This is a genomic window from Streptomyces sp. NPDC030809, assembly GCF_055572195.1.
Window position 1 is genome coordinate 1 of the sequence record NZ_JBVIDV010000036.1, and the last position, 21,336, is coordinate 21,336.

Annotated in this window: 18 protein-coding genes, 2 tRNA genes, 1 other RNA gene and 1 pseudogene; 13 read left to right on the forward strand and 9 right to left on the reverse strand. The window is 72.7% G+C overall.

Annotated features, from left to right (window positions below; all coding sequences use genetic code 11):
* Positions 1–131: 131 nt before the first annotated feature.
* The gene (locus tag ACZ407_RS32685) at positions 132–695 is read right to left on the reverse strand and encodes a tRNA adenosine deaminase-associated protein (RefSeq protein ID WP_468134853.1); all 564 of its coding nucleotides are present in this window, start codon (positions 693–695) and stop codon (positions 132–134) included.
* Positions 696–936: 241 nt separating this feature from the next.
* Positions 937–1,152, reverse strand: a complete 216-nt coding sequence (locus ACZ407_RS32690; RefSeq protein ID WP_468134759.1) for a hypothetical protein — start codon at positions 1,150–1,152, stop codon at positions 937–939.
* Between the two features lie 141 nt (positions 1,153–1,293).
* Here ACZ407_RS32690 and upp point away from each other — a divergent pair, with 141 nt between their 5' ends.
* Positions 1,294–1,929 carry a uracil phosphoribosyltransferase gene (upp, locus tag ACZ407_RS32695; protein WP_468134761.1) on the forward strand — a complete coding sequence of 212 codons (636 nt, stop codon included), beginning with the start codon at positions 1,294–1,296 and terminating at the stop codon, positions 1,927–1,929.
* Positions 1,930–1,995: 66 nt separating this feature from the next.
* Here the strand turns inward: upp and ACZ407_RS32700 are convergent, their stop codons facing one another.
* Complete coding sequence (locus tag ACZ407_RS32700) at positions 1,996–2,634, reverse strand: LytR C-terminal domain-containing protein (RefSeq protein ID WP_468134763.1); 639 nt, start codon at positions 2,632–2,634, stop codon at positions 1,996–1,998.
* Between the two features lie 124 nt (positions 2,635–2,758).
* Positions 2,759–3,055, reverse strand: a complete 297-nt coding sequence (locus ACZ407_RS32705) for a type II toxin-antitoxin system VapB family antitoxin (protein ID WP_226738062.1) — start codon at positions 3,053–3,055, stop codon at positions 2,759–2,761.
* 87 nt (positions 3,056–3,142) lie between these two features.
* Between ACZ407_RS32705 and ACZ407_RS32710 the strand changes: the two genes are divergently transcribed.
* Entirely contained in the window at positions 3,143–4,786 is a 1,644-nt protein-coding gene (locus tag ACZ407_RS32710) for a helicase HerA-like domain-containing protein (RefSeq protein WP_468134765.1), read from the forward strand.
* 156 nt (positions 4,787–4,942) lie between these two features.
* On the opposite strand, the gene opcA is transcribed toward ACZ407_RS32710, so the two are convergent.
* Both opcA and ACZ407_RS32720 read right to left on the reverse strand, forming a co-directional pair.
* Positions 4,943–5,887 carry a glucose-6-phosphate dehydrogenase assembly protein OpcA gene (opcA, locus tag ACZ407_RS32715; RefSeq protein WP_468134767.1) on the reverse strand — a complete coding sequence of 315 codons (945 nt, stop codon included), beginning with the start codon at positions 5,885–5,887 and terminating at the stop codon, positions 4,943–4,945.
* A 109-nt stretch (positions 5,888–5,996) separates the two neighbouring features.
* On the reverse strand, positions 5,997–6,650 hold the full coding sequence (locus tag ACZ407_RS32720) for an HhH-GPD-type base excision DNA repair protein (protein ID WP_468134769.1): 654 nt from the start codon (positions 6,648–6,650) through the stop codon (positions 5,997–5,999).
* A 116-nt stretch (positions 6,651–6,766) separates the two neighbouring features.
* Here ACZ407_RS32720 and ACZ407_RS32725 point away from each other — a divergent pair, with 116 nt between their 5' ends.
* The 5 genes and pseudogenes from ACZ407_RS32725 (at position 6,767) to ACZ407_RS32745 (ending at position 11,542) form a co-directional block, all read left to right on the forward strand.
* Complete coding sequence (locus tag ACZ407_RS32725; protein ID WP_468134855.1) at positions 6,767–7,567, forward strand: VOC family protein; 801 nt, start codon at positions 6,767–6,769, stop codon at positions 7,565–7,567.
* Between the two features lie 96 nt (positions 7,568–7,663).
* Complete coding sequence (locus ACZ407_RS32730; RefSeq protein WP_468134857.1) at positions 7,664–8,494, forward strand: phosphotransferase; 831 nt, start codon at positions 7,664–7,666, stop codon at positions 8,492–8,494.
* Positions 8,491–9,709: pseudogene (locus ACZ407_RS32735) on the forward strand (tyrosine-type recombinase/integrase); the annotation flags it as partial. The gene ACZ407_RS32730 and the pseudogene ACZ407_RS32735, both read left to right, overlap by 4 nt.
* A 229-nt stretch (positions 9,710–9,938) precedes the next feature.
* Positions 9,939–10,259 carry a hypothetical protein gene (locus ACZ407_RS32740; RefSeq protein WP_468134771.1) on the forward strand — a complete coding sequence of 107 codons (321 nt, stop codon included), beginning with the start codon at positions 9,939–9,941 and terminating at the stop codon, positions 10,257–10,259.
* 989 nt (positions 10,260–11,248) lie between these two features.
* Positions 11,249–11,542, forward strand: a complete 294-nt coding sequence (locus tag ACZ407_RS32745; RefSeq protein WP_468134773.1) for an HNH endonuclease — start codon at positions 11,249–11,251, stop codon at positions 11,540–11,542.
* A gap of 74 nt (positions 11,543–11,616) precedes the next feature.
* On the opposite strand, the gene ACZ407_RS32750 is transcribed toward ACZ407_RS32745, so the two are convergent.
* Positions 11,617–12,255: a hypothetical protein gene (locus ACZ407_RS32750; RefSeq protein ID WP_468134775.1), complete on the reverse strand. Its 639-nt coding sequence runs from the start codon at positions 12,253–12,255 to the stop codon at positions 11,617–11,619.
* 173 nt (positions 12,256–12,428) lie between these two features.
* Positions 12,429–12,513, reverse strand: a tRNA-Ser gene (locus ACZ407_RS32755).
* A gap of 119 nt (positions 12,514–12,632) precedes the next feature.
* Here ACZ407_RS32755 and ffs point away from each other — a divergent pair.
* The 6 genes from ffs to ACZ407_RS32785 all read left to right on the forward strand — a co-directional run bounded on the left by ffs (position 12,633) and on the right by ACZ407_RS32785 (position 21,203).
* Positions 12,633–12,731, forward strand: an RNA gene (gene ffs, locus ACZ407_RS32760) — signal recognition particle sRNA small type.
* 44 nt (positions 12,732–12,775) lie between these two features.
* Positions 12,776–15,235 (forward strand): DNA polymerase III subunit gamma and tau, encoded by a 2,460-nt coding sequence (locus ACZ407_RS32765; protein ID WP_468134777.1) that lies wholly within the window; start codon positions 12,776–12,778, stop codon positions 15,233–15,235.
* Between the two features lie 61 nt (positions 15,236–15,296).
* Positions 15,297–16,550, forward strand: coding sequence for a phosphoribosylamine--glycine ligase (gene purD, locus ACZ407_RS32770; protein WP_468134779.1), 1,254 nt, complete (start codon positions 15,297–15,299; stop codon positions 16,548–16,550).
* Between the two features lie 310 nt (positions 16,551–16,860).
* Entirely contained in the window at positions 16,861–18,525 is a 1,665-nt protein-coding gene (locus ACZ407_RS32775; RefSeq protein WP_468134781.1) for a M48 family metalloprotease, read from the forward strand.
* 199 nt (positions 18,526–18,724) lie between these two features.
* Positions 18,725–20,227, forward strand: a complete 1,503-nt coding sequence (locus ACZ407_RS32780; RefSeq protein ID WP_468134783.1) for a N,N-dimethylformamidase beta subunit family domain-containing protein — start codon at positions 18,725–18,727, stop codon at positions 20,225–20,227.
* Between the two features lie 73 nt (positions 20,228–20,300).
* Complete coding sequence (locus ACZ407_RS32785; RefSeq protein WP_468134785.1) at positions 20,301–21,203, forward strand: phosphoribosylaminoimidazolesuccinocarboxamide synthase; 903 nt, start codon at positions 20,301–20,303, stop codon at positions 21,201–21,203.
* A gap of 46 nt (positions 21,204–21,249) precedes the next feature.
* Here the strand turns inward: ACZ407_RS32785 and ACZ407_RS32790 are convergent.
* Positions 21,250–21,322 (reverse strand) — tRNA-Gly (locus tag ACZ407_RS32790).
* Between the last annotated feature and the right edge of the window lie 14 nt (positions 21,323–21,336).

Consider the following 21,336-nt stretch of genomic DNA (forward strand, 5'->3'; position numbering starts at 1 on the left):
GCGGTGGTAGTAGTGGGGGGCAATAAGGAGGGGTGGGTAGCGGGTGAAAGCCGGCTGCTCCCCCCCCCCCCCCCCCCGCCCCTCCCCCCCCCCCCCCCCCCCCCCCCCCCCGGGCTGCTGCGGGGTGTTCACTAGCGGACGGTCTCCAGGACCTCGGAGGCGCCCAGTGCCTCGGCGATCTCGCCGAGCGCGTCGGTGCTCATGCCCAGGAGCTCGCGCTGGGACAGGCCCAGGTCGGCGAGGATCTGCAGATCCCCGATCGGCCCGGAGGGCACGGCCTCGGCCGCCGTGCCCGCGTCCTCGTCGAGTTCGTCCTCGTAGCCCTCCTCGGCGGCGGGCGGCTCGGGTTCGCCGTCCTCCGTCCCGTCGAGATCGACGAGTTCCTCCAGTTCGTCGTCGACGGAACCCGGTTCCCGGCCGAGCAGCTCGTCGGTGAGGAGGATCTCCCCGTACGAGCTGCGGGCGGCCGCGGCGGCGTCCGACACGAAGATCCGGGGGTCGTCCTCGCCGTCGACGCGGACGATGGCGAACCAGGAGTCCTCCTGCTCGATGAAGACGAGGACCGTTTCCTCGTCGTCGGCCGAGGACTCACGGGCCAGTTCAGTCAGATCGGACAGCGTCTCGACGTTGTCGAGATCCGTGTCGCTCGCTTCCCACCCGTCTTCGGTGCGCGCGAGCAGTGCGGCGAAGTACACCGTGACTCTCCCACTGGTCATAGGCGTGCCGGTTGGGGGTCCCCCCGGCCGGAGGTTGGGGGAGGTGGAACGGCCTGATCGCCCGTCCGTGACCCGCCCCATCGGCATCGTGGCAGAAACAAGGGCTTTGCGAGAGGTCTTCCGCGCTTGCGTCGCGCCGCGCCGTGCACGTCGGGCCGCTTCCGGCAGGTGGCGGGAGCCCGTTTCCGGCCGGGCGCGGGCACCGGCGGATCCGGGCCGCTCACCAGCGGAAGGTCCGCATCCGCATCTGCTGGCGCATCCGGGCGGCGCGCGCCCGGCGCGGCTGGACGCGCTCGCGCAGCTCCCGCGCCTCGTTGAGGTCGCGCAGGAACTGGGCGCGCCGCTGTCTGCGCTGTGCAGCGGTCTCCGGCTCCTCCGGTGCGGATCCCGCTGCGGAATCCGTGTCCTGTCCGTTCGCTCTGTTCCCGTCGGGCATCGGCGTCACCACCCCAGGCTGGTTCCGTCGTCCTCCTCCGCTTCGCGAGGGAGACCCCCGCACCCACCTTCCCCCGGACAGGCCCGTTGATGCCAGTGCCGGGGGCCATCGGGCACGGCTTCCCCGGTTACTGTTGGGTCCATGCGGATCCACGTCGTCGACCACCCGCTGGTGGCGCACAAACTGACCACCCTGCGCGACAAGCGCACCGATTCCCCGACCTTCCGGCGCCTCGCCGACGAGCTGGTGACCCTGCTCGCGTACGAGGCCACCCGGGACGTGCGCACCGAGCAGGCCGACATCGAGACCCCGGTCGCCCCGACCACGGGCGTGAAGCTCTCCGCCCCCCGGCCGCTGATCGTGCCGATCCTCCGGGCCGGCCTGGGCATGCTCGACGGCATGGTCCGGCTGCTGCCGACCGCCGAGGTCGGGTTCATGGGCATGGTCCGCAACGAGGAGACCCTGGAGGCCTCCACGTACGCGACCCGGATGCCCGAGGACCTGTCCGGCCGCCAGGTGTACGTCGTCGACCCGATGCTCGCCACCGGCGGCACGCTGGTCGCGGCCATCCAGGAGCTGATCAAGCGCGGCGCCGACGACGTCACGGCGGTCGTGCTGCTGGCGGCGCCCGAGGGCATCGAGGTCATGGAGCGCGACCTGGCCGGCCAGCCGGTGACCGTCGTGACCGCGTCGGTGGACGAGCGCCTCAACGAGCACGGCTACATCGTTCCGGGCCTCGGCGACGCCGGGGACCGGATGTACGGGACCGCCGAGTAGCGGATCTCCGTACGCGGGCGTGCGGGCACGGGGCTCAGGTCCCGGGCGGCTGCGTCCGGGAAGCGCTCAGCACTTCGGGGAGGGCGCGGGTGCGGGCTTGGCCAGTGCGGCCAGGGCCCGGTCCGCGTCCTCCTTCTTGCTGAGCTCCTTGAAGGCGGTGCCGAGGATCAGGTCCACGTCCGCGCCCTCGCGCGCGTCGGTCTGCCGGGCGGCGCCGGGCAGCTGGGTGCCGAGCACCGCGAAGAGGGCCTTGTCGGTCCGCGGGGAGCCCAGCAGTATTCCGGTGCCGGCGACCTTCTTGTCGAAATCGGCGGGGGCGTTTCCGACCTTGCCGATGAGGAACCCGCGCTTTTTGAGTTCGTCGCCGACGGATTTGGCGAGGCCGCTGCGCGGGGTGGCGTTGTAGATGTTGACCGTGATCTGGCCCGGTCTGGGGAGGGCCTTCGCGGCGGCCTGCGCGGTGGCGGGTGCGGCCTTGGCGGCCCGTCCGCAGTCCGCCTTGTGCGCGGCGGCCGTCTTCTTGCCGGTGTCGCCCCGGAACACGTCGATGAGCTGCAGGGTCCCGTAACCGAGGAGACCGAGCGCGAGGACCGAGCCGAGAACGGCGAGCACGATCCGGCGGCGGCGGGGGCGGCGCATGCGGGGATAGGCGGTTCCCGTGACGCGGTACTTTCCGCCCATGCCGGGGGGAGTGAGCATGCTCATGGGCGCAGCGTAGTGCGGCCCGGTGACGATGCCTACTAAATGATCTATGAATAGCCCAGGGCCGACCCGAAAGGCGCAATCAGCCCGATTTCGGTGGCGGAGCGGCGGAAGCCGGCCCCGGGATTCAGCCCAGTTCGAGGACGCGGGCGTGCAGGACCTGGCGCTGCTGGAGCGCGGCGCGCACGGCGCGGTGCAGGCCGTCCTCCAGGTAGAGGTCGCCCTGCCACTTCACGACGTGCGCGAAGAGGTCGCCGTAGAAGGTCGAGTCCTCCGCGAGCAGCGTTTCGAGGTCCAGCTGTCCCTTGGTGGTCACGAGCTGGTCGAGCCGGACCGGGCGCGGAGCGACGTCCGCCCACTGCCGGACGCTTTCCCGTCCGTGGTCGGGATAGGGCCGCCCGTTTCCGATGCGCTTGAAGATCACACGGAAAGCCTACCGGGCCGGTGGCTGCGGGCGCAGCCTCGCTGCACGGGTGCAAAGGTGACAAAGAGCGCCAATCCGGGAGTGACTATGAGTGGATCCACCCCGTCGGCCGACCGGGCCGGCGAACCGGCCCCCGGGCAGCCCGCCGACCGCGCCGCCGCCGACAAGATCGCCGCGGGCTACGCCTTCGAGGGGCCCGCGCTCGACCTGGGCGCCCTGCTCTGGGACGGGGCCTGCCTGCCGGACCGGCAGGTGCGCATCCCGCTGCCGGTGCTGAACCGGCACGGACTGGTCGCGGGCGCCACCGGCACCGGCAAGACCAAGACCCTCCAGCTGATCGCGGAGCAGCTCTCCGCCCACGGCGTGCCGGTGTTCCTCGCGGACGTGAAGGGCGACGTGTCGGGGATCTCGGCACCCGGGGCGCCCGGCGACCGGGTCGCGGAGCGGGCCCGGGACGTGGCCCAGGAGTGGGCCCCGGCGGGCTTCCCGAGCGAGTTCTACTCCCTGGGCGGGATCGGGCCGGGGATCCCGCTGCGGGCCACCGTGACCGGCTTCGGGCCGGTGCTGCTGTCCAAGGTGCTCCGGCTCAACCAGACCCAGGAGCAGTCGCTCGGGCTGATCTTCCACTACGCCGACTCCAAGGGCCTGGAACTCGTCGACCTCAAGGACCTGCGGGCCGTGGTCGCCTTCCTCGTGTCCGACCGCGGAAAGGCCGAGCTGAAGGGGATCGGCGGGCTCTCCACCGTCACGGCCGGGGTGATCCTGCGGGCCCTCACCGCATTCGAGCAGCAGGGGGCCACGGAATTCTTCGGCGAGCCGGAATTCGACACGGCCGAGTTCCTGCGGACCGCCCCCGACGGGCGCGGGGTGGTGTCCCTGCTGGAACTCCCGGCGGTGCAGGACAAGCCGCAGCTCTTCTCGACGTTCCTGATGTGGCTGCTGGCGGACCTGTTCAACGGCCTGCCGGAGGTCGGGGACCTGGACAAGCCGAAACTCGTCTTCTTCTTCGACGAGGCCCACCTGCTCTTCTCCGACGCCTCGAAGGCCTTCCTGGAATCCATCACGCAGACCGTCCGCCTGATCCGCTCGAAGGGCGTCGGGGTCTTCTTCGTCACCCAGACCCCCAAGGACGTGCCCGGTGACGTGCTCGCGCAGCTCGGCAACCGGGTGCAGCACGCGCTGCGCGCCTTCACCCCCGACGACGCGAAGGCCCTGAAGGCCACCGTGCGGACCTTCCCGCACTCCGACTACGACCTGGAGGAGCTGCTCACGCAGCTGGGCACCGGCGAGGCCGTGGTCACGGTGCTGAGCGAGAAGGGTGCGCCCACGCCCGTCGCAGCGACCCGGCTGCGGGCACCGCAGTCGCTGATGGGGCCGGTGCCCGCGGAGGAGCTGGACCGCGCGGTGAGGTCCTCGCCGCTGTACCCGCGCTATGCACAGGCCGTGGACAGGGAATCGGCGTACGAGAAGATCAGCGCCGAGCAGGCGGCGGCGGAGCAGGCCGCGGAGGCGGCGGCCGCGGCGGCCGAGGCCGAGAAGCGGGCGCAGGCGGCGCGGGAGCCGGCGCGGGAGGCGGGCCGGGCCCCGAAGGGGGCGCCGGCCAAGGACGAGTCGCTGGTGGAGCAGGTGGTGGGCAGCGGGATCTTCCGCTCGCTGGCCCGCTCCCTGGGCACCCAGCTGGGCCGCGAGATCTCCCGCTCCATCTTCGGCACGGCCCGCCGGCGGCGCTGACGGGTGTCCGACACGGCGGGGGCGGGCGGGGCGTACGGGTTCAGCCCGGCCGCGCAGGACGGCGTACGGGCAGGGTGGCAGGGGCGGGCCGGGTGGCGGGGTGCGGGTCGGGTGGCGGGGGCCGGAACCACCCCGCGCCCACCCGTACCGCAGCGGCTACCTCTGCGCCCGGGCCGCCCCCGCGGCCTCGCTGCGCGCGCGCCGCAGGGCCGAGGCGTAGGTCTCGTCGGCGGTGAGCCGGCGCAGCTCCTCCGCGATCAGCTCCGCCGTGGAGCGGATCTTGAGGGCCACCCGGCGGTCCGGCTGACCCGGCACGCCGAGGGTGGCCAGCGCACCCGAGGGGCGGTCCACCGTTATCTCGCCCTGCCCGGTCCGCAGCCGCACCCGGGTGATGACCGGGCCGCCGGTGACCACCCGGTCCACGGCCACCCCGAGCCGCTCCTCCAGCCAGCCGGCGAGCAGGTCGGCGCTCGGGTTCTCCGCCTCGCTCTCCACCGCCGCGCCGGTGACCGTCACCGGCTTCTGGTCCAGGGCCGCCGCGAGCAGCGAGCGCCACGGGGTCAGCCGGGTCCAGGCCAGGTCGGTGTCGCCCGGCGCGTAGCCCGCGGCCCGGGAGTCCAGCTCGGCCAGCGGGTCGAGGGCGGCGTACGCGTCGGTGATGCGGCGCTGGGCCAGCCGGCCGAGCTCGTCGCGGCCCAGGTCGGCGGGCGCGTCGGCGGGCCACCAGGCCACCACCGGCGCGTCGGGCAGCAGCAGGGGCAGCACCACGGGACCGGCGTGCGCGGTCAGCTCCCCGTGCAGGCGCAGCAGGACGATCTCACCGGTGCCGGCGTCCGTGCCCACCCGCAGCTCGGCGTCGAGGCGGGTCTGGGTGAGGCGGCGGTGGGCGCGGCCCTGCCGCTTGATGACGGCGATGATCCGGCACGGGTGCTCACGCGAGGCCTCGGAGGCGGCCTTGACGGCGTCGTAGGCGTTCTCCTCGTCGGTCACCACGACCAGGGTGAGGACCATGCCCATGGTCGGGCTGCCGATGGCGCGGCGGGCCTTGAGCAGGGCCGCGTTGACCTTGCTGGACGTCGTGTCCGTGAGTTCGGTCTTCATATTGGTCGAGTCTCCCAAAGGCGGGGGGCGGGGCGCGCACCGGAGGCGGGGGCGGCCGTGCGGGCCGGCCGGGGGCGCGGGCCCGGGCCAGCCCGCACGGCCGGGACGGTCATCCGCCGGTCTTCGTCCCCCTGGCCGCCCTGGCCCCCTTGGCCGGCCGGTCCTCCTTGGTCTCCTTGGTCTCCTTGGCCTCCTTCGCGGCCCGCTTCGCCTCCTGCTTGTACGCCCGTACCTTCGCGAGGGACTCGGGGCCGGTGATGTCGGCGGCCGAGCGGTAGCAGCCGTCCTCGCCGTACGGCCCGGCGGCCGTCCGCCACCCGCGCGGCCGAACCCCGAACCGCTTCCCGAGCAGGGCCAGGAAGATCTGCGCCTTCTGCTGCCCGAAGCCGGGCAGCTCCCGCAGCCGGGCCAGCAGCTCGGCCCCGCTACCCGCCCCGGTCCACACGGCGCCCGCGTCCCCGTCGTAGTGCTCGACGAGGTACTGGCACAGCTGCTGGATCCGTTTGGCCATCGAGCCCGGGTAGCGGTGCACGGCCGGCTTCTCCGAGAGCAGGGCGGCGAAGGCCTCCGGGTCGTACGCGGCGATCTCGTGCGCGTCCAGGTCCTCGGCACCCATCCGGGTGGCGATGGTGTACGGGCCCGAGAAGGCCCACTCCATCGGCACCTGCTGGTCGAGGAGCATGCCGGTCAGGGCGGCGAGGGGGCTGCGGCCGAGCAGCGCGTCGGCCTCGGGCTGCTGGGCCAGGTGGATCTCTGCGTCCATGTGTCCATGTTCGGGAGGTTCCGCTCTCCCCGCGCGGGCGGCGCACCGGGTGGCTAGCGTGTGAATCCCGGAAGCCGGGGCAAGCCCGGACAAAAGGAGCGAGGAAGACCATGGACATCTCGGAGTTCCCGGAAGGCGCACCGTGCTGGGCGGACGCGATGTTCGCCGACCTGGAGGGGGCCAAGGCCTTCTACGGCGACGTACTGGGCTGGACGTTCGGCGAGAGCTCCAGCGAGTACGGCAACTACACGCAGGCCTACTCGGACGGCAAGGCCGTCGCCGCCGTGGTGCCCCCGATGCCTGGGGCCGAGGGCCAGTCGGCCTGGTGCCTGTACTTCGCCTCGCCGGACGCGGCCGCGACGGCGGAGAAGGTGAAGCAGGCGGGCGGCGAGGTGCTGATGGAGCCGATGGCCGTCGGCACCTTCGGTTCGATGATGCTGGGCAAGGAGCCGAGCGGAGCGGTGTTCGGCGTGTGGCAGCCCGGCGACCACAAGGGCTTCGAGAAGGTGGCGGAACCGGGCTCCTTCGCCTGGGCCGAGCTGTTCACGCGCGACCCCCGGACGGCGGACGCGTTCCTGACCGCCGTCTTCCCGTACGGCGCGCAGAAGATGGACGACGCGTCGATGGACTACAAGGTCTTCCACGTCGGCTCCAAGGACAACATGGTCCTGGGCCGGATGGTGATGGACCGGGACTTCCCGCCGGAGATCCCGCCGTACATCTCGGTGTACTTCGCGGTGGACGACTGCGACGGCGCGGTGAAGCGGGCCACGGACCGCGGCGCGGTGCTCCAGTTCGGCCCGATGGACAGCCCGTTCGGCCGCTTCGCCGCCCTGACGGACCCGCAGGGGGCCAACTTCTCCGTCATCGACCTGACGACGACGGTAGGCGACATGCCGCAGATGGCGGACGTGTAGCCGACCGGGGGCCGCCCCGGACCCCGGTCCCGCCCAGGCCCTGCGCCAGGTGGCGACCCGGCGGACGGGGCAGGTTGCGACGCACTGTGGACAAAGATCAGGTTCCTTGCCTATGGCCTGATGAACCGGAACTGGCGACTGGAGACGGCTGCCGGGACGTACGCCCTGAAGGAGGTCACCGACGTCCCTCTGCCGAAGGTCCGCAGGAACCTCGCGGTCCTGGTGGACCTGGCTCGCGAGAGCATCCCGGTCCCCGCACCGCTGCCCGCCGATGGCGGGGATCTCGTGGTCGAGGCCGGCGGTCACGGCTACTGCGTCCTGCCCGGGGTGGACGGCGAGCACGTTCAGGGGACAGACCTCCCGCTCGACCAGGCTCGCGATCTCGGCGCTCTCCTGGCTCGCCTTCACGAGGGCTTGCGCCGGTACGGCCCCGGCCCGGTCCCGGAGCAGGCGCCAGCCGCGAAGGTCCGGGGCGTGGCCGAGGCGGACCGGGCAGCCGTCGCTCTCCTGGGTCGTCTCCCGGCCGACTCGGTGACCGACTTCGACAAGGCCGCCACCGAGGCCCTGCACGACCGGCGTGGCCTCCTCGCGCGGTACGCCGATGCCCGGCCTGACGGCGAGGTGCCAGCCGGGCCCTACGGATGGACGCACGGCGACTTCCAGTACCGCAATCTGCTGCGGCAGGACGGCCAGGTCGTGGCAGTCCTGGACTGGGACCGGCTCGGTGTCCGCCCGTACGGGGAGGAGGTCGCGCGGACCGCGCAGGTGCAGTTCGGGGTCGGGAGCGTCTTCGACCTCGACCGCATCGCCGCCTTCTGCGCCGGCTACCGGTCCGTGATCGATCTGTCCGAGGGGGACCTCGCCGACGCGGTGAACGACTTCCTCAGCCGCCGTCTGTCGGCGAGCGACTTCGGGGCCGCCGCGTGACGCGAGCCTCCGCACCGAAGACCCTCCAGCCCAACGGGGCCTCGTCGATCTTCCAGGGCAAGGACGGCCGATGGCATGGCTACGTCACCGTCGGCACCAAGGACAACGGCAGCCCCGACCGGCGCCACGTCAGCCGCAAGACCCGCCATGAGGTCACCAAGCTCGTGCGCGAGCTGGAACGGCAGCGCGACAAGGGTGCCGTCCGCAAGGTCGGCATGAGCTGGACGCTGGAGACGTGGCTGACGCACTGGGTGGAGAACATCGCCGCCGCGCACGTCTCGGAGAACACCATCGACGGCTACCGCGTCGCGGTGAACCACCACCTCATACCCGGCCTCGGCGCCCACCGCCTGGAGAAGCTCGAGCCCGAACACCTGGAGCGCTTCTACAAGAAGATGCAGGACTCCGGCAGCGCCGCCGGCACCGCCCACCAGGTCCACCGCACCGTCCGAACCGCTCTCAACGAGGCGGTCCGCCGCGCCCACCTCACCGTCAACCCGGCCACGATCGCCAAGGCCCCGCGTCTGGAAGAGGAGGAGGTCGAGCCCTACACGGTCGAGGAGGTCCAGCGCCTGCTCGCCGAGGCAGCCAAGCACCGCAACACCGCCCGCTGGGTCATCGCCCTGGCCCTCGGCCTGCGACAGGGTGAGGTCCTCGGCATGCAGTGGGACGACGTCGACTTCGACCTCGGCGTTATCCGCGTACGCCGTGGCCGGCTGCGGCCCCGCTACAAGCACGGCTGCGGAGACCGCTTCGGGCGCAAGCCCGGCTACTGCCCCCAGAAGATCAACACCCGGCGCGAGACCAAGAATGCGAAGTCCCGCGCCGGCCAGCGGCCCATCGGCGCCCCCGACGAGCTGCCCCAGCTGTTGCGCCAGCACAAGGAGGAACAGGCCCGCGAGCGTGCCCTTGCCCGCGACCTGTGGACCGAGAAGGGGTACGTCTTCACCTCGCCCACCGGCGAGCCCCTGAACCCGAACACCGATTACCACAAGTGGAAGGAGCTGCTGAAGGCCGCGGGCGTCGGCGACGCTCGCCTACACGACGCCCGTCATACCGCGGCGACGGTCCTGCTCATCCTCGGCGTTCCAGACGCGGTCGTCGACGCACATCATGGGCTGGGAGCCCGGCAAGTCCGCCCGGATGCGCCGCCGCTACCAGCACCTGACCAGCCGCGTCCTCAAGGACACCGCGGACAAGGTCGGCGGCCTCCTGCGGGGCACCGGCCAAGCGTCGGAAGTCTCTGTGACAGACGAGGGTCGGAGTCCCGTCCCAGCCGAACTGGTGGTGCATGTCGCCCGCCTTGGCGAGCGGAGGGTGCCATTTCGCCACCGTGAGCACGCCGATGAGGTCGTTGCGCGGTGGGGTGAGGACTAGCCCGACCACCCTGCCGAGGTCGAAGAGTGGGACCGCTGGCGCTGGGAACACCAGGGGCCCTGGTGGAGTGAGCGCCATCCGACACCGGATGCCGGAACGCACCGTGGTCTTCCACGCCCGCGCTCTCTTCCTCTCCGGCGGGGAACCCATGACCAGCGGACTTCCCGAGCAGTGGTCTACGCCGGCCTGGGAGTTCGAGACCGACACTTACACTGATCGCGCGTCCGCCTGGCGCACGGCCCGGCGCCCCGGCGTCGGCCGGGAGGTCGAGGCCCAGGTGCGGGGCACGGACAAGGCGGCCGTGGAGGCCGCCTTCGCCCAGGCGTGTGCACAGGCTGTGGACCGCGCCCAGAACCCTGGGAAGCACGGCGACACCGACGAGTGGTAGACGCGGAGCTGGATCCGGTGCAGCAAGGCCCGGTATCCAGCCCTGCGATTTCGGCTCGCCCTGCTGGTCTTCGCCATTCGTCAGGCCCTCAGTGTCAGAGGCGCCGTATAGCCTCCCCTCCAAGATCCCGACCCCTGTAGAGAGCGACCAGAGGGGAACACGCGACGGTGCCTGTGGAAGAGCGCATATGCGCCTGTGGGCGACGTTTTCGAGGGACCAACTTCAAATGCTCGCCATGCCGCGCTGATTGGCGTACATGCAAGCACTGCGACGAGCGGTTCCATGGACACGGGCGCGTCTGCGGGTCGTGCAGCAGGAAAGATCGGACATGTGACGACTGCGGTGCGGCCTTCAAGGGCACGAACAGGAAGTGCAAGCCGTGTCGCAAGGTGAGGCGGAGCTGCGCGGACTGTGGTCGGGAGATCGTCAGTGACATGCTCAGGTGCAGCAGCTGCCAGGCAGTCGAACGGCGATGCACCCAGTGCAGCACGATCTTCGTCGGCAAGGATCTGAAGTGCTGGCAGTGCCGCAAGGTTGAGCGGGATTGTTGGGGGTGTGGCGAGACCTTCATCGGCGCGACGAACTACTGCGACTCCTGCCGCGCCTCGGAACGTGAGTGTCGCGACTGCGGGGCCACCTTCGTAGGCGCGCGGAGCCGGTGCAGCCGCTGTCAGAACGAAGATCGGGAGTGCGCGGGATGCGGGCGCGAGTTCCGAAGTGCCGGGAACCGGCTCTGTTCTGCCTGCCGGTCCAAGGACCGAGAGTGCCCGGAGTGCAACAGGATCTTCTGGGGCACTCGATCTCTCTGCCCTGGTTGTGAGGCTTCAGACAGAGTCTGCGTTGACTGCCACAACACGTTCTGGGGCCGCGATCGCCGTTGCGGGCCGTGTAAGTGGCAACGGGTTCCTGCCGACATTCGCACCAACCGATCCCGGGCGTACTACAACGCTCGCCGCGCTCGCATCCTTGGATCCGGCGCCGAGGACCCTGTGACCGAGGGAGATTACGCAGAGATTCGCGCCCAGGGTGTGTGCGTCTATTGCGACCGGACTACGACGGCCGGCGACGTCGATCACATTCGCCCCCTGAGCCGCGGCGGCCTGCACGAGGCCGCGAACCTGGTGCTTGCCTGCATCCACTGCAATCGCAGCAAGAACAACTCTCTGCTGACGCGCTGGCGGCCAGACCGCGTGCAGCATGCCTGCCGCATGTCGGAGAAAGTCCGGGCCGAGTACGTACGTCAGGTCGCCGAGGCGGAGGAACAGCAGTCCGCAGGGGGCTGACGGTGATCAGTACGGGTGACCAGAAGATTCACTTGGCCAGGTGGACACCCGGTGGCCGGGCGTGATTTGCATCGTCACGCAGTGAGTGCATCCACCTCCTGCTGCCACAGGGCGTGCGCAAGCTCCAGCGGCGCCTCCGGGAGGGTCGCCCCAAGCCACCAGCTCGCGATCTCGCCACTGGCTACAGCCTCCCGCACGGCCTCCTGGACGTGGTCGAAGGCCGGACAGTCAGTAGCTGATGTGTGCCGGCGCTTGACCTCGTACGAGGCAAGCAGCCGCATCAACTGCTGCACGGCCCCCATCATCGCGGCTTTCCAGGCGCCCTCATCGGGAACCCAGGACCGCTCGTACGTCGAGTCCATGCCAATGGCAACTCGGATGACCCGCGCTCCTAGGTCGCGATCCTCCAGCCGGGCGGCTCGCCCAGTCATCTCGTGCAGTTTCTCCGACAGCTCGTCGCACGCCGCTCGACGGCGTTCGGCCGAGGTCCTGCTCCGGTCGGGAAAGTAGAGCTCCGCCGCCTGCTGCACCAGCACCAGGAGCTCCCGGGCGAGGACATCCTCCCGGTTGGTGCGCTCACGTGCCTTGGCAAGGAAGTGGGTGCCGAACAGTGCGACGGCGGCCGCGACCAGTGGCACTGGGAGCCACCGGAGGAACGCCAGCACGCCGCTCCATGTTGTGATGGCGATCACGCGCAAGGTCTCCATGGTCAACACAGCCCTGCTGAGCTCAGAAGGTGGACTTGGCAGCCTGTGTAACGAGTGCCTTGAACGGCAGGTGGCGCTGAGTGCTCCCGCTGGAACTGCAACCAAAACTGCAACCACGGAACGACGAAGGACCCGGCCGCGATGCGGTCGGGTCCTTCGTTTGCCCAGGTGGGCGGCTGCGGAGGATACGAGATTCGAACTCGTGAGGGGTTGCCCCCAACACGCTTTCCAAGCGTGCGCCCTAGGCCTCTAGGCGAATCCTCCGCCGCAAACAATACAAGACGTTGAGGGGTGCTCGCGAACGTGATCCGTTCCGGGGTGCGTCCGGGGGTTCCCGTGCGGGGGCGGGCTCGATCGCGGGGGCTTTCATCCGCTACGCTGGGGCCAGCCCCTCACGTGGCGCTATCTCACCCAACTCCCCCAGGGCCGGAAGGCAGCAAGGGTAAGTGGGCTCTGGCGGGTGCGTGGGGGGCGCTTTGCGTTCGGCGGACGTGTGTTGTCGGCGGGCCCGGATACGCTCGTAAGCGTGTCGTCCCTTGCGCTGTACCGCCGCTACCGCCCCGAGTCGTTCGCCGAGGTCATCGGTCAGGAGCATGTCACTGCCCCGCTGATGCAGGCCCTGCGGAACAACCGGGTCAATCACGCGTACCTGTTCAGTGGCCCGCGCGGCTGTGGCAAGACCACCAGCGCGCGCATCCTCGCCCGCTGCCTGAACTGTGAGCAAGGTCCCACTCCCACGCCCTGCGGCGAGTGCCAGTCGTGCCGCGACCTCGCGCGCAACGGGCCGGGGTCCATCGACGTGATCGAGATCGACGCGGCCTCGCACGGCGGTGTGGACGACGCCCGCGACCTGCGCGAGAAGGCCTTCTTCGGCCCCGCCTCCAGCCGGTACAAGATCTACATCATCGACGAGGCCCACATGGTCACCTCGGCGGGCTTCAACGCCCTGCTGAAGGTGGTCGAGGAGCCGCCGGAGCACCTCAAGTTCATCTTCGCCACCACCGAGCCGGAGAAGGTGATCGGGACCATCCGCTCCCGGACCCACCACTACCCCTTCCGGCTGGTGCCGCCCGGCACCCTGCGCGAGTACCTCGCCGAGGTCTGCGGGCGCGAGCAGATGGCGGTCGAGGACGGGGTGCTGCCGCTGGTCGTGCGCGCGGGTGCCGGTTCGGTGCGCGACTCCATGTCGGTCATGGACCAGCTGCTGGCCGGGGCGGGCGCCGAGGGTGTGACGTACGCCATGGCGACCTCCCTCCTCGGATACACGGACGGCTCGCTCCTGGACTCCGTCGTGGACGCCTTCGCGGCCGGGGACGGCGCCGCCGCGTTCGAGGTCGTGGACCGGGTGATCGAGGGTGGCAACGACCCCCGCCGGTTCGTGGCCGACCTGCTGGAGCGGCTGCGCGACCTGGTGATCCTCGCGGCCGTGCCGGACGCGGGGGAGAAGGGGCTCATCGACGCCCCGGTGGACGTGGTCGAACGGATGCAGGCCCAGGCCTCGGTGTTCGGCGCGGCCGAGCTCTCCCGCGCCGCCGACCTGGTCAACACCGGCCTGACCGAGATGCGCGGGGCCACCTCGCCGCGCCTCCAGCTGGAGCTGATCTGCGCGCGGGTGCTGCTGCCCGCCGCCTTCGACGACGAGCGGTCCGTGCAGGCCCGGCTGGACCGGCTGGAGCGCGGCGCGGGTGCCGCCGCCGCTGGGGTCGGCGCCGGTGCCTTCGTGGCGGGTCCGGGCGCCGGCCCGGCGCTCGGGTACGTGCCCGGGCCCGAGGCGCACGCCATGGCTCCGGCCGCCTCCGTGGCACCCGGCGGGGGCGCGGCCGCCGCCCGGGCCGCCGTACGGGGACCCGGCGCGGGCGCTCCGGCCGCCGGGCCGGCCGCGCAGCCGGCCCCGGCCCAGCAGCCCGCCGCGGCCCAGGCGGCCCCTGCCCCCGCCCCGGCTCCCGCGGCCCCGGCGGCCGCCCAGGCTCCGGCCCCCGCGGGTGCCTGGCCCGGCGCCGCCGCGCCCGGATCGGCCGCCGCCGCAGCCCAGGCCGCGCCCGCACCCGAAGCCCCGGCCCCCGCCGCCGCTCCGGCTCCCGCTCCCGGCGCCTGGCCGGGCGCTGCCGCCCCCGGTTCCGGTGCGGGCGCCCCCGGTTCCGGTGCGGGCGCCCCTGGTGCCTGGCCCGGATCGGCCGCCGCCGCAGCCCAGGCCGCGCCCGCACCCGAAGCCCCGGCTCCCGCCGCCGCTCCGGCTCCGGCTCCCGGTGCCTGGCCGGGCGCTGCCGCCCCCGGTTCTGGTGCGGGTGCCCCCGGTTCCGGTGCGGGTGCCCCCGGTGCCTGGCCCGGTGCCGCCCAGCCCGCATCCGGTGCCCCCGCCCCCGCCCCCGCCCCGCAGCCCGCCGCGGCTCCGGCCCCCGCCGCGCCCTCCCCCGGCATGGCGCAGGGCGCCGGCCAGGTGCAGGCGATGTGGCCGGGGATCCTGGAGGCCGTCAAGAACCGGCGCCGGTTCACCTGGATCCTGCTGAGCCAGAACGCCCAGGTCACCGGCTTCGACGGGACCACGCTCCAGCTCGGCTTCCCCAACGCCGGAGCCCGCGACAACTTCGCGAGCAGCGGCAGCGAGGACGTGCTCAAGGCCGTGCTCGCGGAGCAGTACCAGGTGAACTGGAAGATCGACGCCGTGGTCGGCGGCGGCTCCCCGGCCCCCGCGGCCTCCTCGTACGCGGCCCCGCCCGCCCCGGCGTACAGCCCGCCCGCCTACAGCCCGCAGCCCGCCGCCCCCGCGGCGGCGGCCCCTGCCCCGGCCCCCGCACAGCCGCAGTCCCCGCCGCCCGCGCCCCCGCAGGCGGCCCCGCCCGCGGCGCACCAGCCGCCGCCGGTGGCCCCGGAGGACGACGTTCCGGAGGACGACGACCCGGATCTGGTGGACAGCGCGCTCACCGGCCACGACCTGATCGTGCGGGAGCTCGGCGCCACTGTGGTGGAGGAATATACGAACGAGTAGCCGCCCGGGTTTGGGGTGCCCGCACAAGGGGCACCCCGCCGCGCGGGCTAGGCTGCTCACCGTGAAGGTCCTCGTCATCGGCGGCGGCGCCCGCGAACACGCCCTGTGCCGCTCTCTGTCCCTCGACCCCGACGTCACCGGTCTGCACTGCGCACCCGGCAACGCAGGCATCGCCGAGGTGGCGCAGCTGCACCCGGTCGACGCCCTCGACGGCGCGGCCGTGGCCGCCCTGGCCGCGGAGCTCGCCGCCGAGCTGGTCGTCGTCGGCCCGGAGGCCCCGCTGGTCGCCGGAGTCGCCGACGCGGTCCGCGCCGCCGGCATCCCCTGCTTCGGCCCCTCGCGCGAGGCGGCGCAGCTGGAGGGCTCCAAGGCCTTCGCCAAGGACGTGATGGCCGGCGCCGGCGTGCCGACCGCCCGCTCCTACGTCTGCACCACCCCCGAGGAGATCGACGAGGCGCTCGACGCCTTCGGCGCCCCGTACGTGGTCAAGGACGACGGCCTGGCCGCGGGCAAGGGGGTCGTGGTCACCTCCGACCTCGCCGAGGCCCGGGCGCACGCCCTCGCCTGCGACCGCGTGGTCATCGAGGAGTACCTGGACGGCCCCGAGGTCTCCCTCTTCGCCATCACGGACGGCACCACCGTGCTGCCGCTCCAGCCCGCCCAGGACTTCAAGCGGGCCCTCGACGGGGACCTCGGCCCGAACACCGGCGGCATGGGCGCCTACTCCCCGCTGCCCTGGGCCGACCCCAAGCTGGTCGACGAGGTCATGGCCACCGTGCTCCAGCCGACCGTGGACGAGCTGCGCCGCCGCGGCACCCCCTTCTCCGGACTCCTGTACGCGGGCCTGGCGATCACCAGCCGCGGGGTCCGGGTCATCGAGTTCAACGCGCGCTTCGGCGACCCCGAGACCCAGGTGGTCCTGGCCCGCCTGCGGACCCCGCTCGCCCGGGTGCTGCTCGGCTCCGCCAACGGCACCCTCGACGCGCTGCCCCCGCTCGCCTGGCGCGAGGAAGCGGCCGTGACCGTGGTCATCGCCGCGCACAACTACCCCGGCACCCCCCGCACCGGCGACCCGATCGAGGGCCTGGACGAGGTGGCCGCCGAGGACGGGCCGGAGGCGTACGTCCTGCACGCCGGGACCCGTCTCGAAGGCGGCGCCGTGGTCAGCGCGGGCGGCCGGGTGCTCTCGGTCACCGCGACCGGATCCGATCTGGCGCAGGCGCGCGAGCGCGCGTATAAGGCGGTCGGCCGCATCCGCCTGGCCGGCTCGCAGCACCGCACGGACATTGCGGAAAAGGCCGCCGAAGGCCGCTGATCCCCGGTGGTACCCCGCTGAACAGCGGCGGTCGGCCGCACGCACACACGTACGGGCCCGGAGCGCGAACACCGCGCCCGGGCCCGTACGTACGTCTGCATCCGGCCGCGCGAAACCGCAGCCAGCTTTGCCCAAAGCCATTCCATCGGGTGAGGCTGAGCCGTCCGGCTGACGGGTGCCGAACTCCCAACTATGGTGCCGCGCAAGGATTCCGGCACTTGGCCCACCGGCATTGCGATGTCGGTGGCGGGTGCCACAGTGGGGGAGTGACCAAAGCCGCCGCAGGGCACCGAGGGGGTGACGTCCGGCCGTGTCCGGAACCGGGTTGGGCATCGAGGTGGGCGCGTTGAGCGCGCGTGCCAGAGCACTCGCCGTGCTGCGCCTGCGCAGCCGGGCGACGGCCCTGGCCGTGCTGCCCGCGGCCGTGGCGGTCGTCATGGTCGCCGCACGGGCCACCGGCCGGCTCGCGGGCGGGCCGTGGCAGGCCGCCACCGTGGCCGTGTGCGTGATCGCGGCCGTCGTGCTGGCGGTCGCCGGGGCGTTCGCCGCGGTCGTACGGCACGCCAGCCCCGCGGTGAGTCCCACCGTGCCGCTCCCCGAGACGGCGGCTCCCGACCTGTACCGGCTGGTCCGCGACCTCGCGGACCGCATGGACGTGCCCGCACCCTCCGCGATAGCCCTCACCCCGGACTGCGACAGCTGGCTGGAGGACCGGACCCACCGCAGCCACCGCGCAGCCCGGGCCGAGGACCCGGCGCCGGCCCCGGACGGGGCTCCGGTCCTCGTGATCGGCACCCCGTTCCTGTGGTGGATGCGGGTGGCGGAGCTGCGCGCCGTGCTGGCCCCCGTGGTCGCCGGCACCGGCCCCTCCGCCCAGCCCGACATAGCCGCGGCCCGCCGTTTCATCCGCGGGCTCGACGCCGCGGTCGCGGTGGGCGAGCGGCCCGGCCTCGGCTGGGTGGCCCGGCTCGGCCGGGCCCTGCTGGGCCGGTGCGGCCCGGACGCGGCCGAGATGGAGCGCGGGGTGGCCACCGCCGCCTCCGAGCGTGCACAGGCTGTGGACTACGGACTGCGGATCGTCGCGCAGGAGCAGGTCGGTCTCGCCTATGCGGGCTGGGACCGGCTGCTGACCCGCGTGGCGCTGCCCGCCTGGCGGATGGGTCGCTGGCCCTCCCGGCTGGACGCGGGCGTGGTCTCGGCCCTGACCGAGCTCTCGCGCCGGGACCGGCTCGCGGACGGGTTCACGAGCCGGCTGGGCGAGCGGCCCGCGTGCGACCTGCTGGAGGAGCCGGGTGCGGTGGACGAGGCCGCCTCCCTCCTCGCGGCCCGCCTCTTCCACGGCGGTCCGGCCGAACCGGGACCCGACTGGGCGCCGGTGGACTGGCAGTCGTATCCGGAAGAGGTCGTGGACCGGAAGTGGCGCACCGAGGCGGCCCGCCTGCACCGCGCCCTGGACTCGCTCACCGCCGCGCCGGGCGCGGCCGCCCGCCCGGCCGGACCCCCCGCCGGTCCGCCGGCCTCCGGCCCGCTGCGGGCCGACGGGCCCGACCGCCTGCCCGGACCCACCCTGGAGCGGGTGATCGAGCACCTGGCCGGGGCCGACGGCGCCGCCGGCGAGGTGCTGGCCGGGCGGCTCAGCGGGGACGTGGCGCGGGCCGAGGCCGCAGCGCCCGGGGCGGGACAGGCCCGCGGGGCGGACGCCGTACCGCTGTTCCCGCTCCAGCCGCCGCGCAGCGGACGGGACCTCCTGGCCGACCACGTCTCGGCGATGGTCTGCTGCGCCGCCGTGGACTCCGCGGGCGCCGCTCCGGGCCTGGACTGGCTCGACGGGCCGGTCCTGCTCGTCGCGGGCGAGCGCCGGGCGGACCTGGCGACCCACGTGCTCTCGCTGGTCGAGGACGGCGATCCGGAACCGCTGCGGGCCTGGCTCGCGGAGACCGGCGTACGGCCGGAGAAGCCGGTCAGGCTGGTGTGAGCCTCCTTCCGGGCCGGGCCCCAGGGTCCTGTCCGGAAGCCGGAGCACACGTGCAGACATGCGGACCCAGGGCTTCCGTTCACGTCAATTCGCGACGAACGGTGACGAACCGAGCGCGTTATGTGATGTGCTGGGACCGGTCGCGGACATCCGCGCACCACAGCGGCAGTCGTTCGGGGGAGCGAGGGAGGGGAGCGGAATGGGTGCGGACCAGATCCGGCGCTGGGAGTCGGGCGCTCTCGCACATGCGGTGACGGACCCGTTCGGCCAGGGCCCGCTCCCCTGGTTCCGCGGCAGCGAGCTGTACTTCGGCGACACCGGCCAGGTCGTGCCCTGGTACGTGGACCCGGCCGCGGCGGCGGGCAGCGGCGGCAGCGGCAGCGACCGGATCCCGGCCCCCCGCAGCCCGGCGGGCGGCCCCCGCACCGCCGACGACGTGCACCGCCAGATCAAGGGCTTCAGCTCCACGGGCGGCGTGGCCCCCGGCGAGGCCATCGACTTCCACATCACGGTGGACCCGCCGCAGCAGTTCTCCGTGGACATCTACCGGATCGGCCACTACGGGGGCGACGGCGCCGCGAAGATCCACTCCAGCCCGATGCTGTCCGGCATCGTCCAGCCCGCCCCCCTGGCCGCCGACCGCACCGTCTCCTGCCACCACTGGTGGCTGTCCTGGCGGCTCCAGGTCCCCTCGTACTGGAACCCCGGGGCCTACGTGGCCGTGCTGACCACCGTCGACGGGTTCCGCTCGCACATCCCCTTCACCGTCCGGGACGACCGGCCCGCCGATCTGCTGCTCCTGCTGCCCGACATCACCTGGCAGGCGTACAACCTCTACCCGGAGGACGGCCGGACCGGGGCGAGCCTCTACCACGCCTGGGACGAGCAGGGACGGCTCCTGGGCGAGGAGGACGCGGCCACCACCGTCTCCTTCGACCGCCCCTACGCGGGCGCCGGCCTGCCCCTCCACGTGGGCCACGCCTACGACTTCATCCGCTGGGCCGAGCGCTACGGCTACGACCTCGGCTACGCCGACACCCGCGACCTGCACGCCGGCCGCATCGACCCCTCCCGCTACCGCGGCCTGGTCTTCCCCGGCCACGACGAGTACTGGTCGGCCCCCATGCGCCGGGCCGCCGAGGCCGCCCGCGACGGCGGCACCTCGCTGGTGTTCCTCTCCGCCAACACCATGTACTGGCAGGTGGACCTGTCCCCCTCCCCGTCGGGGGTGCCGGACCGGCTGCTGACCTGCCGAAAACGCCGCGGCCCCGGCCGCCCCGCCCTCTGGCGCGAGGTGGACCGGGCCGAACAGCAGCTCCTGGGCATCCAGTACGCCGGCCGGGTCCCGGAGCCCGCCCCGCTGGTCGTCCGCAACGCCGGGCACTGGCTGTGGGAGTCCACCGGCGCCGCCGAGGGGGACGAACTCGACGGGCTGGTCGCCGGCGAGGCGGACCGCTACTACCCGCGCACCCAGCTCCCCGAGCACCAGAGCCGGATCCTGCTGGCCCACTCCCCGTACCGGGACGGCGAGGGCGCCCGCCGGCACCAGGAGACCAGCCTCTACCGGGCCCCCAGCGGGGCCCTCGTCTTCGCCTCCGGCACCTTCGCCTGGTCCCCGGCCCTCGATCGGCCCGGCCACGTGGACGAGCGGATCCAGCGCGCGACGGCCAACCTCCTCGACCGGATCTGCAAGCGGGACTGACGGCCCCGATGCCGTGATCGCCGCCGGGTGCGGGAGAATCGGTGTGCTTCATACAGAACCACAGGGAGACACCGTGTCCGGATTCGTCGAAAAGCCCGAGCCGGTTCAGGTTCCGGGTCTCGTCCACCTCCACACCGGCAAGGTGCGCGAGCTCTACCGGAACGAGGCGGGCGAGCTCGTGATGGTCGCGAGCGACCGCATGTCCGCCTACGACTGGGTGCTCCCCACGGAGATCCCGGACAAGGGCCGGGTCCTCACCCAGCTCTCCCTCTGGTGGTTCGAGCAGCTCGCCGACATCGTCCCGAACCACGTGATCAGCACCGAACTGCCCGCCGGCGCCCCCGCCGACTGGGCCGGCCGCACCCTGATCTGCAAGAACCTCGACATGGTGCCCGTCGAGTGCGTGGCCCGCGGCTACCTCACGGGCTCCGGCCTCCTCGAGTACGAGCAGTCCCGTACGGTCTGCGGACTCGCCCTGCCCGAGGGCCTGGTGGACGGCTCCGAGCTGCCCGCGCCGATCTTCACCCCTGCCGCCAAGGCCGCCGTGGGCGAGCACGACGAGAACGTCACCTACGAGGAAGTGGCCCGGACCACCGGCGCCGAGACCGCCGCCCTGCTCCGCCAGACCACCCTGGCCGTCTACGGGCGGGCCCGGGACCTGGCGCGCGAGCGCGGCATCATCCTCGCGGACACCAAGTTCGAGTTCGGCTTCGACGGGGACACGCTCGTGGCCGCCGACGAGGTGCTCACGCCCGACTCCTCGCGTTTCTGGCCCGCCGACGAGTGGCAGCCGGGCCGCGCGCAGGCCTCGTACGACAAGCAGTTCGTGCGGAACTGGCTGACCTCGCCGGCCTCCGGCTGGGACCGCAAGAGCGAGCAGCCCCCGCCGGCGCTGCCCGCCGAGATCGTGGAGCAGACCCGCGCCAAGTACATCGAGGCGTACGAGCGCCTCACCGGTCTCGCCTGGAACCACTGAGACACGAAGAAGGCCCCGGTCAGGTGACCGGGGCCTTCTTCATCGGAGCGGACGACGAGATTCGAACTCGCGACCCTCACCTTGGCAAGGTGATGCTCTACCAACTGAGCCACGTCCGCATGCGCCGTAGCGC